Here is a 14,857-nt window from a genome sequence, read left to right on the forward strand (position 1 = left end):
GTTCGCGTAAACGTCACAGTGATATTATTTGAACATGATCACGCTTCCTAAGGGGAAACGTGTGATGTAAGCGCATAAGTACCTTGAATGGAGCGGAAGATGAGTACAGAGCAAACTAACCAAGAAATCGTGATTGTCGCGGCTAAACGCACCCCAATGGGCGGATTCCAGGGATCCCTTTCCAGCGTGCCGTCACCGACACTCGCCGCCACGGCGATCAAGGGACTCATGGACGCTGCCGGCGTTCAGGGCGGCGATGTCAACGAAGTCTTGATGGGCTGCGTATTACCGGCGGGCCTGGGTCAGGCGCCGGCGCGTCAGGCAACCTTAGGTGCGGATCTTCCCCTGTCTGTGGGCGCGACTACAGTCAACAAGGTGTGTGGTTCGGGCATGAAGACAGTCATGCTGGCTCACGACCTGATCAAGGCTGGTAGCGCCGATGTCGTGATCGCCGGTGGCATGGAGAGCATGAGCCAGGCGCCTTACCTGCTGGATAAGGCTCGTGGCGGCATGCGCATGGGTCATGGCAAGGTGCTGGATCACATGTTCCTCGATGGTCTGGAAGATGCTTACACAGGCGGCGCCATGGGCACCTTTGCCCAGAAGACGGCCGATGATTTTGGTATTACCCGTGAGGCGATGGATAACTTCGCCCTGAGCTCGCTGCAAAAAGCTAACGCTGCGATCGAATCTGGTGCCTTCAAGGCAGAGATAGTGCCGGTTACCGTGGCGAGCCGTAAAGGCGATCTTGTTGTCGATACCGACGAGCAGCCAGGTAACGCAAGACCCGAGAAGATCCCAACTCTGCGTCCCGCTTTTGCCAAAGATGGCACCATCACAGCTGCCAACTCAAGCTCTATCTCAGATGGCGCTGCCGTGTTGATGATGATGAGTGCCGATGAGGCGAGCAAGCGCGGTCTAGAAGTTCTGGCCACTATCAAGGGCCATACTACTCATTCACAAGAGCCTTCTATGTTCACCACGGCGCCAGTGGGTGCCATGAACAAGCTGCTGGATAAGGTGAACTGGTCGAAAGACGAGGTGGATCTGTTTGAGATCAACGAAGCCTTCGCCATGGTCACCATGCTTGCCATCTCTGAACTTGGCCTGGATGAGGCTAAGGTTAACGTCAATGGCGGCGCCTGTGCACTTGGCCATCCTATCGGCTGCTCGGGTGCCCGCGTGCTGGTCACCCTGATCCACGCTCTGAAGGCCAGAGGCCTTAAGCGTGGCGTGGCATCACTTTGTATCGGTGGTGGTGAAGCCACGGCCATGGCTATCGAAGTGTAATTCCCTTATTTAGGCTCGCGAAAGCGAGCCTATGCATTTACCCATGATTATGTGAGTTTTTTGCTGTCACTTACATAGCAGATCATCAGGCAGCGGCATTCGCCCAGGCCTGTTAGACGTATTTAGGAAAGCGATATGACAACTCAAGTAAAACATTACATCGACGGTCAGTTTATTTTAGGTAGCGGCCAGCAACAGATCTCTGTCACCAACCCGGCAAACAACGAGGTGATTGCCACCATCAACGCCGCTACGGTAGAAGAAGTTGAAACCGCCATCGCCAGCGCCAAGCAAGCCTTTGCTACCTGGAAAGAGGTGCCTGTGTCTGAGCGTGCGCGCGTCATGTTCCGTTACCAGCACCTGCTAAAGCTGCATCACGATGAGATCGCCACCATCCTGGCCCAGGAAACCGGTAAGACCTTCGAAGATGCCAAGGGCGATGTATGGCGCGGTATAGAGGTGGCAGAGCATGCCTGTAATATCGCCAGCCTGATCATGGGCGAAACCGTTGAAAACGTGGCCCGCAGCATAGACACCTATAGCTACACTCAGCCCCTGGGGGTGTGCGCCGGTATTACGCCGTTTAACTTCCCGGCGATGATCCCACTGTGGATGTTCCCTCTGGCGATCGCCTGTGGTAACACCTTCGTACTGAAGCCATCAGAGCAAGATCCGCTGACGCCACAGCGTCTGGTTGAGCTGTTCGAAGAAGCCGGCGCGCCTAAAGGCGTACTGCAGCTGGTACATGGCGACAAGACGGCGGTAGACGTGCTGCTCAGCCATCAGGATATCAAGGCGATCTCTTTCGTCGGCTCTGTGGGCGTGGGTCAGTACATCTATAAGACAGGTACCGATAACCTCAAGCGCGTTCAGGCCTTTGCCGGTGCCAAGAACCACTGTGTCATCATGCCAGATGCCAACAAGCAGCAGGTGATCAACAACCTGGTGGGCGCCTCTGTGGGCGCGGCCGGTCAGCGCTGTATGGCCCTGTCGGTAGCGGTGTTTGTCGGCGAAGCCAAAAAGTGGATCCCTGAGCTGCGTGACGCCATCGCCAAGGTTAGACCCGGCGTATGGGACGATAAAGATGCGGCCTATGGCCCAGTTATCAGCCCGGCCGCCAAGGCGCGTGTGCTTAAGTTGATTGCCCAGGGTAAGGAAGAGGGCGCCGAGTGTCTGCTGGACGGTAGCGATTTCACCGTAGAAGGCTATGAAAATGGCAACTGGGTTGGCCCAACCATGTTTACCAATGTGACCACAGACATGAGCATCTACAAGGAAGAGATCTTCGGCCCTGTACTTTGCTGCATGGAAGTAGAGTCGCTGGAAGAGGCGATCGAGCTGGTGAACAACAGCCCATATGGTAACGGCACCTCTATCTTCACCGCTTGCGGCGCCGCAGCTCGTAAGTATCAGCACAATATCGAAGTGGGTCAGGTCGGGATCAACGTGCCAATTCCTGTGCCACTGCCATTCTTCTCGTTTACCGGTTGGAAGGGCAGCTTCTACGGCGATCAACACGCCTATGGTAAGCAGGCGGTGCGTTTCTACACAGAGACCAAGACTATTACCGCTCGCTGGTTCGAGACAGATATTGTCGAGGCGGAGCACCATGCGCCTAACATGACCATTGCCCTGAAATAAGGGATAGCAAGAGACCTTGCAAGGTAAAAGCGATAAGGCCGGGGCCGAATCGCTTTTATCATTACTAGCCTTCAATAAGTTAAGCGCCGCCATAAATAAGCCGGAGACTGGAGCCAAATAAAAGGCCCAAGGCAAATACAAAGGCGCGAAAGGAGAGATCAGATGGATTTTAATCTGAATGAAGACCAACGTCAGTTTGCCGAACTGGCTACCCAATTCGCCCAGGAAGAGCTGGCACCCTTTGCCGCCAAGTGGGACGAAGAACATCATTTTCCTAAAGACGTAATTCAAAAAGCCGGTGAGCTGGGCTTCTGCTCACTCTACTCGCCCGAGTCGGAAGGCGGTATGGGCCTGTCGCGTCTGGATTCATCCATTATTTTCGAGCAGCTCGCCATGGGCTGTACCGCCACCACCGCCATGCTGACCATTCACAACATGGCCACCTGGATGGTGACCAGCTTTGGCTCTCAGACCCTGCGCGACGAATGGTCTGAGGCGCTGACCACAGGTAACAAGCTGGCCTCATACTGTCTGACCGAGGCGGGGGCGGGTAGTGACGCGGCGTCACTCAAGACCAAGGCGGTGCGTGAAGGCGACGAGTATGTGATCTCAGGTGCCAAGATGTTTATCTCGGGCGCGGGTTCTACCGAGCTGTTAGTGGTGATGTGCCGCACCGGCGACGCAGGTCCTAAGGGGATCTCGGCCATCGCCATCCCGGCCGATGCCGCAGGGATCAGCTACGGTAAGGCGGAAGATAAGATGGGCTGGAACGCCCAGCCGACTCGCGAGATCACCTTTGACAAGGTGCGTGTGCCTGTGACCAACCTACTGGGTGAAGAGGGCCAGGGCTTTACCTTCGCCATGAAGGGCCTAGACGGCGGTCGTATCAACATCGCCACCTGCTCAGTGGGTACCGCCCAGGCGGCGCTGGAGCGCGCCCAGCAATATATGAACGAGCGTCAGCAGTTTGGTAAGCCGATTGCCGCCTTCCAGGCGCTGCAATTCAAGCTGGCCGACATGGCCACCGAGCTGGTGGCTGCCCGTCAGATGGTGCGTCTGGCTGCCTTTAAACTTGACTCTGGCGATCCAGAGGCGACCGCCTACTGCGCCATGGCGAAACGCTTTGCCACCGATGTGGGCTTTAACGTGTGTGACAGCGCGCTGCAGCTACATGGCGGCTATGGTTATATCCGTGAATATCCGCTGGAGCGTCATTTCCGCGACGTACGCGTGCACCAGATCCTAGAGGGCACTAACGAGATCATGCGTCTCATCATTGCCCGTCGTTTACTCGACGAAAATGCCAGCCAAATCTTATAGTCAGGGAGAAGAGAGATGACAGCGATAGTTGAACAGATCATCGGCCATACCGCCGTACTGACCATGAACAACCCACCGGCCAATACCTGGACGGCCGATAGCCTGGCACTGCTGAAGCAGAAGGTGACAGAGCTGAACGCGAACAAGGAGATCTACGCCCTGGTACTGACCGGCGAAGGTGAGAAATTTTTCAGCGCCGGCGCCGACCTCAAGCTATTTGCCGACGGTGATAAGGGTAATGCCGCCACCATGGCAAAGCACTTTGGCGAGGCCTTCGAGGCCCTGAGCGGTTTCCGAGGCGTCTCTATCGCCGCCATTAACGGCTACGCTATGGGCGGTGGCCTAGAGGTTGCACTGGCTTGTGATATCCGTATCGCCGAGGCCCAGGCCGTGATGGCACTGCCAGAAGCCACAGTCGGCCTGCTGCCATGTGCCGGCGGTACCCAGAACCTCACCGCCATGGTGGGCGAAGGCTGGGCCAAGCGTATGATCCTCTGCGGTGAGCGTGTAGGCGCCGACAAGGCGCTGAGTATTGGTCTTATCGAAGAGGTGGTCGACAAGGGAGCAGCCCTTGATACCGCCATGGCGCTGGCCGAGAAGGTGGCGAACCAGAGCCCAAGCAGCGTGACCGTGTGTAAGCAGCTGATCCAATCGGGCCGCGCCATGCCGCGCACTCAGGCGCTGCCACTAGAGCGTGAGCTGTTTGTGGGCCTGTTCGATACCGAAGATCAGGCCGAAGGGGTTAATGCCTTCCTGGAGAAGCGCAAAGCAAACTGGAAGAACCGCTAATGACTGAGCAGACTAATTGTGTGGTCTTTCAGACCCTAGGCACCCTATCGGGTAAGCTGGTGGGCGTTGCCACCCTCAACATGGAGAAGGCACTAAACGCCCTTAACATGGAGATGGTGCGCGCGCTGACTACTCAGCTCACGGCCTGGGCCGACGATGACGCCATCGCCATGGTGGTACTGGACGGCGCTGGCGAGAAGGCCTTCTGCGCCGGCGGCGATGTGCGCGCCCTCTATCAGGCGGCCCGTGAGCTGCCGGGCGAGATCCCAGAGGTGACTCAGGACTTCTTTACCCGAGAATATTTCCTCGACCATCTGCTGCATACCTTCGACAAGCCTGTCTTGGTGTGGGGTGATGGCATCGTCATGGGCGGCGGTCTCGGCCTGATGGCCGGTGCCAGTCACCGCGTGGTGACCGAGCGTTCACGTATCGCCATGCCAGAGGTGACCATCGGCCTCTATCCCGATGTGGGCGGCAGCTACTTCCTCAACCGCATGCCGGGCCATATGGGCCGTTTCCTGGGGATGACCGCCTATAACATGGATGGCGCCGACGCCTTCTATGTTGGCCTGGGTAATCACTACCTGAATTCAAGTGACAAGCAGCCGCTGTTCGATGCGCTTTCAAGCATCGACTGGGAGAACGATGTCTGTGCTAACCACGGCAAGCTTAATGCGCTGCTTGAGGCGATGTCGAGCCGCTGCGCCCAGCCAATGGGCGAGAGCATCCTCGAGCAGCATCAGGCGCAGATCGATGCCCTGATGGACGGTGAACTCAATGAGATAATGACCAGAGTGAAGGCGGTTGAAGACGCCGAGCCTTGGCTTTCGCGCGCTCTAAGCACCATGCTGGCCGGCAGTCCGCTGAGCCTGCATCTGGTCTATCAGCAGTCGCTGCTAGGCACTGAGCTGAGCCTGAGTCAGGTCTTCCAGCTGGAGTTGGGACTGAGCTGTAACTGCTGCTCAATCGGTGATTTTGCCGAAGGGGTGAGGGCACTGCTTATCGATAAGGACCGTCAGCCCCAGTGGCTGTATGAGACCGTCGAAGCCGTTCCACAAGAGATGGTCAAGTCACTGATGACCTCGCCATGGGATCCGCAAAACGATCCACTGCGCACCTTAGGCCAATAATTTTTCAGGCAAAGCCTGAGGAAAAGGAGCAAAACATGAATACAGTTGCATTTATCGGATTAGGTAACATGGGTGGCCCGATGGCGGTCAACCTGGTGAAGGCTGGCTACACGGTTAAGGCCTTCGATCTCTCTCAGACGGCCCTGAGCCATGTGGTCGAGGAGGGTGCCATGCAGGCACCGAGTGCCTGTGCGGCAGCGGCGGCGGCCGATGTGGTGATCACAATGTTGCCTGCGGGCAAGCATGTGCGCAGTCTCTATCTGGGAGACGAGCAGAACAAAGGCATCATAGATGTGGTGGCCGACGGCACCCTGCTCATCGACTGTTCTACCATAGACGCCGAGAGCGCACGTTTCGTCGCCGAGCAGGCCAAGACCAAGGGGCTGGAGTTTATCGACGCGCCGGTATCGGGCGGCACGGCCGGTGCAGCGGCCGGAACCCTGACCTTCATCTGTGGCGGCAGCGATACCGCTTTCGAGCAGGCCCAGGGCGTGCTGAATGTTATGGGTGCCAATATCTTCCACGCCGGCGGCCCGGGTGCCGGTCAGGTGGCCAAGATCTGTAACAACATGCTGCTGTCTGTTTTGATGGTTGGCACCAGCGAGTCGATTCAGATGGGGATCGACCACGGACTGGATCCTAAGGTGCTCTCAGAGATCATGAAGGTCAGTAGTGGTGGTAATTGGACGCTAGATAAATATAATCCTTGTCCAGATGTGATGGAAAACGTGCCATCATCAAATGGTTACCAGGGTGGATTCATGGTTGATCTCATGGTGAAAGACTTAGGTCTGTCCCAGGAGGCGGCCTTGCTCTCTAACTCGAGCACCCCAATGGGCGCCTTGGCCCGTAGCCTGTACGTGAATCATGCCCGTCAGGGCAATGGTAAGCGTGATTTCTCCAGTATTTTTGAGCAGTTTAATAAAAAAGGGTAAGTTGATGGATTTAAAAGATAAGGTTGTTGTCATCACAGGTGGTGCCGGTGGTTTAGGTTTTGCGATGGCCCAAGAACTTGCCGCTGCGGGTGCCAAGTTGGCACTTATCGATGTGGATCAGGAGAAGCTAGAGCGCGCCTGTGCCGATATCGGCGATACCACTGAGGTGCAAGGTTACGCCTTCGACATTACCGATGAAGAAGATGTGGTGGCTGGTTTCGGTTATATCCTCGAAGATTTCGGCCAGGTCAACGTGCTGGTTAACAACGCGGGTATTTTGCTCGATGGCATGCTGGTGAAGGCCAAAGAGGGTGAGGTGACTGATCGCATGTCGCTGGCGCAGTTCCAGGCGGTGATCAATGTAAACCTGACAGGATCATTCCTCTGCGGACGCGAAGCGGCGGCGGCGATGATCACCTCTAAGCAGCAGGGTGTTATCGTTAACATCTCTAGCCTGGCGAAGGCGGGCAACATTGGCCAGACCAACTACGCGGCCTCTAAGGCGGGCGTTGCGGCCATGTCTGTGGGCTGGGCGAAAGAGCTGGCACGCTACAATATCCGTAGCGCCGCTGTGGCGCCGGGTGTTATCGAGACTGAGATGACGGCGGCCATGAAGCCTGAGGCGCTGGAGCGTCTGGAGAAGATGGTGCCGGTTGGACGCTTAGGCCAGGCAAGCGAAATCGCCTCTACCGTTAAGTTCATCATCGAAAACGACTATGTAAACGGTCGCGTGTTCGAAATAGACGGCGGTATCCGTATCTAAGTCCTTCATTATAGTTGTGCGAAACGGGCCCTGTGCCCGTTTTTTTATGGCGACGCCTATTCTTGGTAAAGGCGCTATGTGCTAAGGCGTGCCACTTGATGTAATCTAACCTTATGAGTAAGAAAAGAAAGATGATATGGTTTGAACAAGCAACCAAGACGCTGATGCTAATCGTGGGTGTCATTGGGGTGGTGGTGATCTATGCTGGTTTCTTCTTTCTGCTGATAACCCAGTCTACGGCCAGCTTCTTGCCCTGGTATATTCTGATCTCCCCCTGGCTCTGCATCTACTTCGGCCTTAGCGGTGAGAAGCAGAGGCTCACTCTCCTGTGGTTGCGACGTAAGTTATTCTTTTGGCGTAAATTCAAGTGAAGTAAGACTATGGCGCGACGGTTCAAAAACCTGACTCTGGTGCTGATCATGGTGGCCGTGGCCGCCGTACTCTCGATGCGCCTTTTTCAGGTCGAGCCTCCCGAACAGCCCCGCGACAAGCGTAGTGGTCGTCTGATCGCCGACTACGGCAGCTGGCACTCGGTGCTCTCCGCCAAGCAGGTCTACGCCCCCTCGGACAGCTTCGGCGTCCTCAGGCCCATGGAGGGCGGACTCTATTTCACCCAGGCCGACGCAGAACGCGGCGGCAAGGTGGGGGTCAATAAGCTCACACCAAAGGGTGAGGTGGCGAGCATCATAGCTCCCGAATTCGATGTGAAGAGCCGGGTACACGAGTATGGCGGCGCCCCCGTGCTGGCCATAGGTAACAGCCTGTTTGCGGTGAAAAGTGACGATCAGCGCCTCTACCGTATCGCCCCCAATCAGGCGCCCGTGGCCCTAACGCCAGCAGATACGCGCCACGCCGACTGTGTCTCTTACCCTAAAGGTTCGCGCATCATCTGTGTGCGCGAAGATCACCGCCAGGCAGGGGATCCCACCGCCAGCATAGTGGCGTTAAACCTTAATTTTGAAAATGAAGGCGAGCCCCTGGTCAGCGGTAGTGATTTTTACGCCGCGCCCCGTGTCTCACCGGATAATCGCCAGCTGGCCTGGATAAGCTGGCAGCAACCTAATATGCCCTGGGACAACACTGAGCTTTGGGTGGCCGATCTTGACCCCAAGGGCGGCATCAACAATCCAAGACGCCTGTTTGCCAATCTTAAAGGCGCCATCACTCAACCCCTCTACAGCCCCGGCGGTGAGCTCTATGTGGTGGCCGATTTCAACAATTGGTGGAACCTCTATCGCATCACGCCAGAGGGCGATGCTCAGCCTGTGCTCGAATTGGCGGGGGAGTTTGCCCGGCCCGACTGGTTGCTGGGCAACCACAGCTATGCCTTCGAGTCTGAGGAGCAACTGATCGCCAGCGTGCAGACTGAGGGCAGGACATACCTGCTTAGGCTGCATACCCAGCTTGGGATCAGTGAGTCGATTGCCGCCGAGTTTGCGGAGGTTACACAGGTGGTTAAGGGGCCGGACGGCGTCTATTTCATCGGCAGTAAGGTAACGCCGGAGAAGGGGATCTACCGCATTCGGGGTCGGGGCGTCGAGTGGGTATATGGGCCTAGGGTGACGCCCCTCGACCCTCGCTACATCTCACGTGCCGAGTACATCCAGTTTATCTCGGACATCAGTGGGCTGCCCGTCTATGGCTACTTCTACGGCCCCATGAACCCAGATTATATCGCGCCGGACGACCAACGCCCGCCGCTTATCGTCATGTTGCATGGCGGGCCCACCTGGCGGGCCAGCCTGAGTTTTCGCCGGGATATCCAGTTCTGGACCAGTCGCGGCTTTGCCGTGCTGGATGTCAATTACCGTGGTAGCTCAGGCTTTGGCCGTGACTATCGTCAGAGTCTCTATGGTTTGTGGGGTAGGGCCGAGGTGGAAGATGCCATCGAGGCGGCCGATTATGTGATGGACAAGGGCTGGGTCGACGCCGACAAGGTGGCCATTCGCGGCATGAGCGCCGGCGGCTTCAGCGTGCTCTCGGCGATGGCCTTCTATCACACCTTCAAGGCCGGTGTGGTCTACTCGGGGATCAGCGATCTCGAGGCCCTTGATCGGGAGACCCATAGATTCGAACAGGGCTATCTGCATCATCTGGTGGGGGAGCTTAAACCTAACTCGCCCCTCTATCGTCAGCGCTCGCCTCTATATCACTTAGACGATCTCAAGGCGCCGCTGCTGCTGGTGCAGGGGGCCAAGGATCCTATCGTGCCCGCTAGGCAGTCAGAGGCCATCTACGCCGCGCTGAAACGCCGGGGCGTACCCGTGGCCTACCTGCAATTTGACGATGAGGGCCACGGGGTGAAGAAGCCGTTGAATCGTATCGCCGCACTCAACGCCGAATTATCCTTTTATGGTCAGGTGTTTGGCTTTACGCCAGCCGATAAGCTGAGTCCACTTGCCATAGATAACGCGCTCGCCCTAGGCCACTAAGGACGGCTGAGCAACTAAGCGGAAAAGCGGCGGAAAATCGCCCGCTTAAGTTGCTAAAATCCCCCAAAGTGGCTATAGTAGCGCGCTTTAAAATATCCCTTTAGCGCAGTTTTTCATCAGCTTGTCATCGGCAGCCGATAGGGTGTTTGTTGAGTAAGCTACTAGACTCAAACAGGCGTCACTTCGCTTAACTACTATTTTCGGAATTTCACATTGATCACGACAGCTAACATCACCATGCAGTTTGGCTCTAAGCCGCTGTTTGAAAACATCTCAGTAAAATTCGGCGGCGGTAACCGTTACGGCCTTATCGGTGCCAACGGTTGTGGTAAATCAACCTTCATGAAGATCCTTGGCGGCGAACTCGAGCCAACATCGGGCAACGTCTCTCTGGATGTGAACGAGCGTCTGGGTAAGCTGAGCCAGAACCAGTTTGGTTACGAAGAGTTTAACGTGGTCGATACCGTGATCATGGGCCACACCGAGCTGTGGAAGGTGAAACAAGAGCGTGACCGCATCTATTCGCTACCTGAGATGAGCGAAGAAGATGGCATCAAGGTGGCCGAGCTGGAGATGGAATTTGCCGAGATGGACGGTTACACCGCAGAAAGCCGCGCCGGCGAACTGCTGCTGGGTGTGGGCATTCCACTGGAGCAACACTTCGGCCTGATGAGCGAAATCGCTCCAGGTTTCAAGCTGCGTGTGCTGCTGGCCCAGGCGCTATTTAGCGATCCCGATGTACTGCTGCTCGACGAACCCACCAACAACTTGGATATCGACACCATCCGCTGGCTGCAAGAGATGCTTAACCAGCGTAACAGCACAATGATCATCATCTCGCACGACAGATACTTCCTCAACTCTGTCTGTACCCATATGGCGGATCTCGACTATGGTGAGCTGCGTGTTTATCCGGGTAACTATGATGAATACATGACGGCAGCGAGCCAGGCGCGCGAGCGTTTACTGTCTGATAACGCTAAGAAGAAGGCGCAGATCGCCGAGCTACAAGGCTTCGTGGCGCGCTTCTCGGCCAACGCCTCTAAGGCGAAGCAGGCGACCTCTCGTGCCAAGCAGATCGAGAAGATCAAGCTGGAAGAGGTTAAGGCCTCAAGCCGCGTCAACCCCTTCATCCGTTTCGAGCAGGAGAAGAAGCTGTTCCGTAACGCCTTGGTGGTTGAGGAGCTGTCTAAGGGTTATGACGACGGTCCACTGTTCAAAGACTTTAACCTGATTGCCGAAGTGGGCGAGCGCATCGCGGTACTGGGTGAGAACGGTGTGGGTAAGACCACCATGCTGCGTACCCTGATCCACGATATCCCGCAAGATACAGGTACTATCCAGTGGTCTGAAAACTCGGCTATCGGTTACTACGCGCAGGATCATGAATCAGATTTCGAAAACGACATGACACTGTTTGATTGGATGAGTCAGTGGCGTAAACCTGAAGATGACGATCAGAGCGTACGTGGCTACCTCGGTCGTATGCTGTTTAGCTCAGACGATATTAAGAAGTCGGTACGCGTACTCTCAGGTGGTGAGAAGGGCCGTATGCTGTTTGGTAAGCTGATCATGCAAAAGCCAAACATTTTGGTGATGGATGAGCCGACCAACCACTTGGATATGGAATCCATTGAGTCGCTCAACAATGCGCTGGAGATGTATGAAGGCACCTTGATCTTCGTCAGTCACGACCGCGCCTTCGTATCGTCGCTGGCCACCCGCATCATAGAGATCACCCCACAGGGCGTGAATGACTTCAAGGGTACTTATGATGAATTCCTGCGCAGCAAAGGCGTAGAAGAATAAGCGATTAGGTATCTTGCCTAATAAAAAGCCCAAGTGATTAAACACTTGGGCTTTTTTTTATCGTCTAACTTTTTTATCGTCTAACTTTTTTATCGTCTAACTTTTTTATCGTCCGACTTTTTTAACGTCTAACTCTCGTTTAACGAAACCGTCGTTACTTGGCGAAGCGATTAGCCAGATAGTCGAACACGGCGCGAATGCCGAAGGCTTCGCCGCCGATAGGGCGACCCGGTAGCTTACGGGTATTCCAGGCCATGACGTCGAAGTGGGTCCAGCTGATCTCCTCATCGACGAAGGCTTCCAGATAGAGGGCCGCCGTGATGGCGCCGCCGAAGGGCACCTTGCCACAGTTGGCTAAGTCGGCGATATCACTGCCGGTCAGGTCAAAGTAAGGCTTGTGCAGTGGCATGCGCCACACGGGATCTTCAACCGTCAGGCCAGAGGCGGTGATGCCGGCCGCAACTTCGTCGTCGTTGCTGAAGAAGCCAGGCAGCTCAGTGCCCAGGGCGATGCGCATGGCGCCAGTCAGGGTAGCGAAATCGATCAGCAGCTCAGGCTTGTCGCTGTTGGCTTCGGCCAGGGCGTCACACAGCACCAGACGGCCTTCGGCGTCCGTGTTGTCAATCTCAACCGTGAGGCCCTTGCGGGTGGTGATCACATCACCCGGGCGGAAGGCATTGGCCGAAACGGCGTTTTCCACCGCTGGCACCAATACGCGCAGGCGTACCGGCAGCTCGGCGGCCATGATCTGATGGGCCAGGCCGATAACATGAGCGGCGCCGCCCATATCTTTCTTCATCAGGCGCATGCCAGCGCCAGGCTTAAGATCCAGTCCGCCCGAGTCGAAACAGACCCCTTTACCCACCAGGGTGACCTTAGGCGCGTCTTCATCGCCCCAGGTGAGATCGATCAGGCGCGGCGCATTATGGCTGGCGCGGCCAACCATGTGGATAGTAGGGTAGTTGTGGGTCAGCAGGTCGTCACCGACGATCTGAGTGACCTTGGCGCCAAACTCGCTTGCCAGTGACTCCATGGTCTCGCCCAGGTGCTGAGGCATCATGTCGGCGGCAGGGGTGTTCACCAGATCGCGCACGATAGAGACAGAGCGCGCCATCTTGAGAGTCTGCTCAACCAGCTCGGCATCGCGGAGCACCAGCTGTGGGTAGACCTTGTCATTGGCCTTATAACGGTCAAACTTGTAGGCACCTAAGGCCCAGCTAAAGGCCGCCAGCTTACAGGTCTGGGTATCGGCCTCCAGCAGGTATTGGCCGGCGGGTAGTTCGTTAACCAGATCGCCACACACCCAGTGGGAGTCTTTGTCGTCGCTCACATAGAGCACCTGGCTGAGGCTGCCGTCAGTGCCTGGGATCAGGCTGAGGCCCTTGCCCTTGTATTGGGTGCTGCCTAGCCAGTTTTGAACCGGTTTATCCTGGCCGTTTAGCCAATCGTTATAGTCATTTGCCGCGAGTAGCGTTAGTGGGATCCCTTCGGAACCAGAGAGGAGTAGTTGAGTCATTGGGCATCATCTTGTTGAGGTCAAAATTCAACTTAGATTAGCATGTCAGCCCCTCGGGGTGAAAGCGGCGCATCATTCATTGCTGGCTTTTTCGACAGCGTCCAGGGCGCGCTTATTGGCACGGGCTTCACGGCTCAGCTGGGCCTTGCGTTCGGAGAGATTATTGAAGGAGCTGGGCAGCACCTCGACGCCGACCAACTTACCCAGTTTCACTACCACAGGAATGGTGATGGGGGCAAAGGGCAGCACGGCAAACACCCCAAGGCCCAGGCCTTTGATCAGATCCGCCAGCTGCTGGTTGGCCAGCCGTAGCTCTTCCTTGCTGGCCTGCTTGCGGGTGTAACGACCATAGGCGACCAGCATATCCTTGGTCTCCTGTTTCTCCTGGGCCAGGGCATCTTTGAGCACCAACATGTCACGTTTTAAACGTAGACCGAAGCGGCGTCGACTGATGCGCAGCACCCTGAAGGGGGCCTTATGTAATTTACGATAAATTTTCATGGCGCGATTGTCTCATAAGCCCAGCGCAAGACCTATCTTTTCCTGACACTCTTTTTTGCCTTAGATGAGGCTGGGTGCAAGATGTTGCAGCAGGCTCTGGCTGCGAAGGGCGGCGCCTTTATCCTGGCTCACCATGGCCGAAACGATGGCACCTTCTTTCATCAGGCAGATAAGGTCTACCAGGGCTTCATTTGGCTGATGGAGGTGCTTGCCAATCAAGTCTCGAACCGCCTGTTTATGGAACTTGGCGAAGCGCGATACCTGACAGCGGCAGTCGCCACATTCGATGGCGGAGTTGATAAACAGGCAGCCGTGAAACTGACTCAGCTCGGGTACCCGGTCGTTAAACCAGTCATCCAGCGCGCTAAACAGTGCATCGATCACGCCGAGATCGTCCTGAGCTGGCGTAAGGCGCTCCTCCAGCCAGTGGATGAAGATCTGGTGACGGGTTTCGAGCACCGCCACTATCAGGGCTTCCTTACTGCTGAAGTGATGATACAGGGTCTTCTTGGCGACTCCGGAGACCTTAAGCACCTCGTTGATCCCCACAAGATTGATGCCCCGCTCGGTAAAGAGGGAGAGGGCGGTATCGATTAGTAACTGTCTCTTATCTGTCATCTTAGCCTCGCTTTTTTTATATCTTGACATCGGTAGACCAAGTTGTCTACTCTTGCGGGTAGACAGACTTGTCTACATAAGGCTCGTCTATATAAAGCCTGTCTATATAAGGG

The 14,857-nt window shown here is 56.0% G+C and carries 13 protein-coding genes; 10 read left to right on the top strand and 3 right to left on the bottom strand.

The genetic code is table 11. From position 1 onward, the window contains the following. The first annotated feature begins 99 nt into the window (after positions 1–99). From SHEW_RS08635 to SHEW_RS08680, 10 genes are all read left to right on the top strand, one after another. Positions 100–1,290, top strand: a complete 1,191-nt coding sequence (locus SHEW_RS08635) for a thiolase family protein (protein ID WP_011865466.1) — start codon at positions 100–102, stop codon at positions 1,288–1,290. Between the two features lie 135 nt (positions 1,291–1,425). Then, complete coding sequence (locus SHEW_RS08640; protein ID WP_011865467.1) at positions 1,426–2,931, top strand: CoA-acylating methylmalonate-semialdehyde dehydrogenase; 1,506 nt, start codon at positions 1,426–1,428, stop codon at positions 2,929–2,931. Positions 2,932–3,093: 162 nt separating this feature from the next. Further along, positions 3,094–4,251: an acyl-CoA dehydrogenase family protein gene (locus tag SHEW_RS08645; protein ID WP_011865468.1), complete on the top strand. Its 1,158-nt coding sequence runs from the start codon at positions 3,094–3,096 to the stop codon at positions 4,249–4,251. A 15-nt stretch (positions 4,252–4,266) separates the two neighbouring features. Continuing rightward, positions 4,267–5,040: an enoyl-CoA hydratase gene (locus tag SHEW_RS08650; RefSeq protein ID WP_011865469.1), complete on the top strand. Its 774-nt coding sequence runs from the start codon at positions 4,267–4,269 to the stop codon at positions 5,038–5,040. Further along, positions 5,040–6,170, top strand: coding sequence for an enoyl-CoA hydratase/isomerase family protein (locus SHEW_RS08655; protein WP_011865470.1), 1,131 nt, complete (start codon positions 5,040–5,042; stop codon positions 6,168–6,170). Before SHEW_RS08650 ends, SHEW_RS08655 begins: the two co-directional genes overlap by 1 nt. 35 nt (positions 6,171–6,205) lie before the next feature. Next, positions 6,206–7,105, top strand: a complete 900-nt coding sequence (gene mmsB, locus SHEW_RS08660; RefSeq protein WP_011865471.1) for a 3-hydroxyisobutyrate dehydrogenase — start codon at positions 6,206–6,208, stop codon at positions 7,103–7,105. Positions 7,106–7,109: 4 nt separating this feature from the next. Next, positions 7,110–7,868 (top strand): SDR family oxidoreductase, encoded by a 759-nt coding sequence (locus SHEW_RS08665; RefSeq protein WP_011865472.1) that lies wholly within the window; start codon positions 7,110–7,112, stop codon positions 7,866–7,868. Positions 7,869–7,981: 113 nt separating this feature from the next. Beyond that, positions 7,982–8,239, top strand: coding sequence for a hypothetical protein (locus SHEW_RS08670; RefSeq protein WP_011865473.1), 258 nt, complete (start codon positions 7,982–7,984; stop codon positions 8,237–8,239). Positions 8,240–8,248: 9 nt separating this feature from the next. Next, on the top strand, positions 8,249–10,300 hold the full coding sequence (locus SHEW_RS08675) for a S9 family peptidase (RefSeq protein WP_011865474.1): 2,052 nt from the start codon (positions 8,249–8,251) through the stop codon (positions 10,298–10,300). 213 nt (positions 10,301–10,513) lie between these two features. Further along, positions 10,514–12,109 (top strand): ABC-F family ATPase, encoded by a 1,596-nt coding sequence (locus SHEW_RS08680; RefSeq protein WP_011865475.1) that lies wholly within the window; start codon positions 10,514–10,516, stop codon positions 12,107–12,109. 154 nt (positions 12,110–12,263) lie between these two features. On the opposite strand, the gene SHEW_RS08685 is transcribed toward SHEW_RS08680, so the two are convergent. The 3 genes from SHEW_RS08685 to SHEW_RS08695 form a co-directional block, all read right to left on the bottom strand. Beyond that, on the bottom strand, positions 12,264–13,625 hold the full coding sequence (locus SHEW_RS08685) for a leucyl aminopeptidase family protein (protein ID WP_011865476.1): 1,362 nt from the start codon (positions 13,623–13,625) through the stop codon (positions 12,264–12,266). A 72-nt stretch (positions 13,626–13,697) separates the two neighbouring features. Beyond that, positions 13,698–14,126, bottom strand: a complete 429-nt coding sequence (locus SHEW_RS08690) for an LETM1 domain-containing protein (RefSeq protein ID WP_011865477.1) — start codon at positions 14,124–14,126, stop codon at positions 13,698–13,700. 60 nt (positions 14,127–14,186) lie between these two features. After that, complete coding sequence (locus SHEW_RS08695; protein WP_011865478.1) at positions 14,187–14,744, bottom strand: TetR/AcrR family transcriptional regulator; 558 nt, start codon at positions 14,742–14,744, stop codon at positions 14,187–14,189. Positions 14,745–14,857 lie beyond the last annotated feature (113 nt).

This window comes from Shewanella loihica PV-4 (assembly GCF_000016065.1).
GTDB lineage: Bacteria > Pseudomonadota > Gammaproteobacteria > Enterobacterales > Shewanellaceae > Shewanella > Shewanella loihica.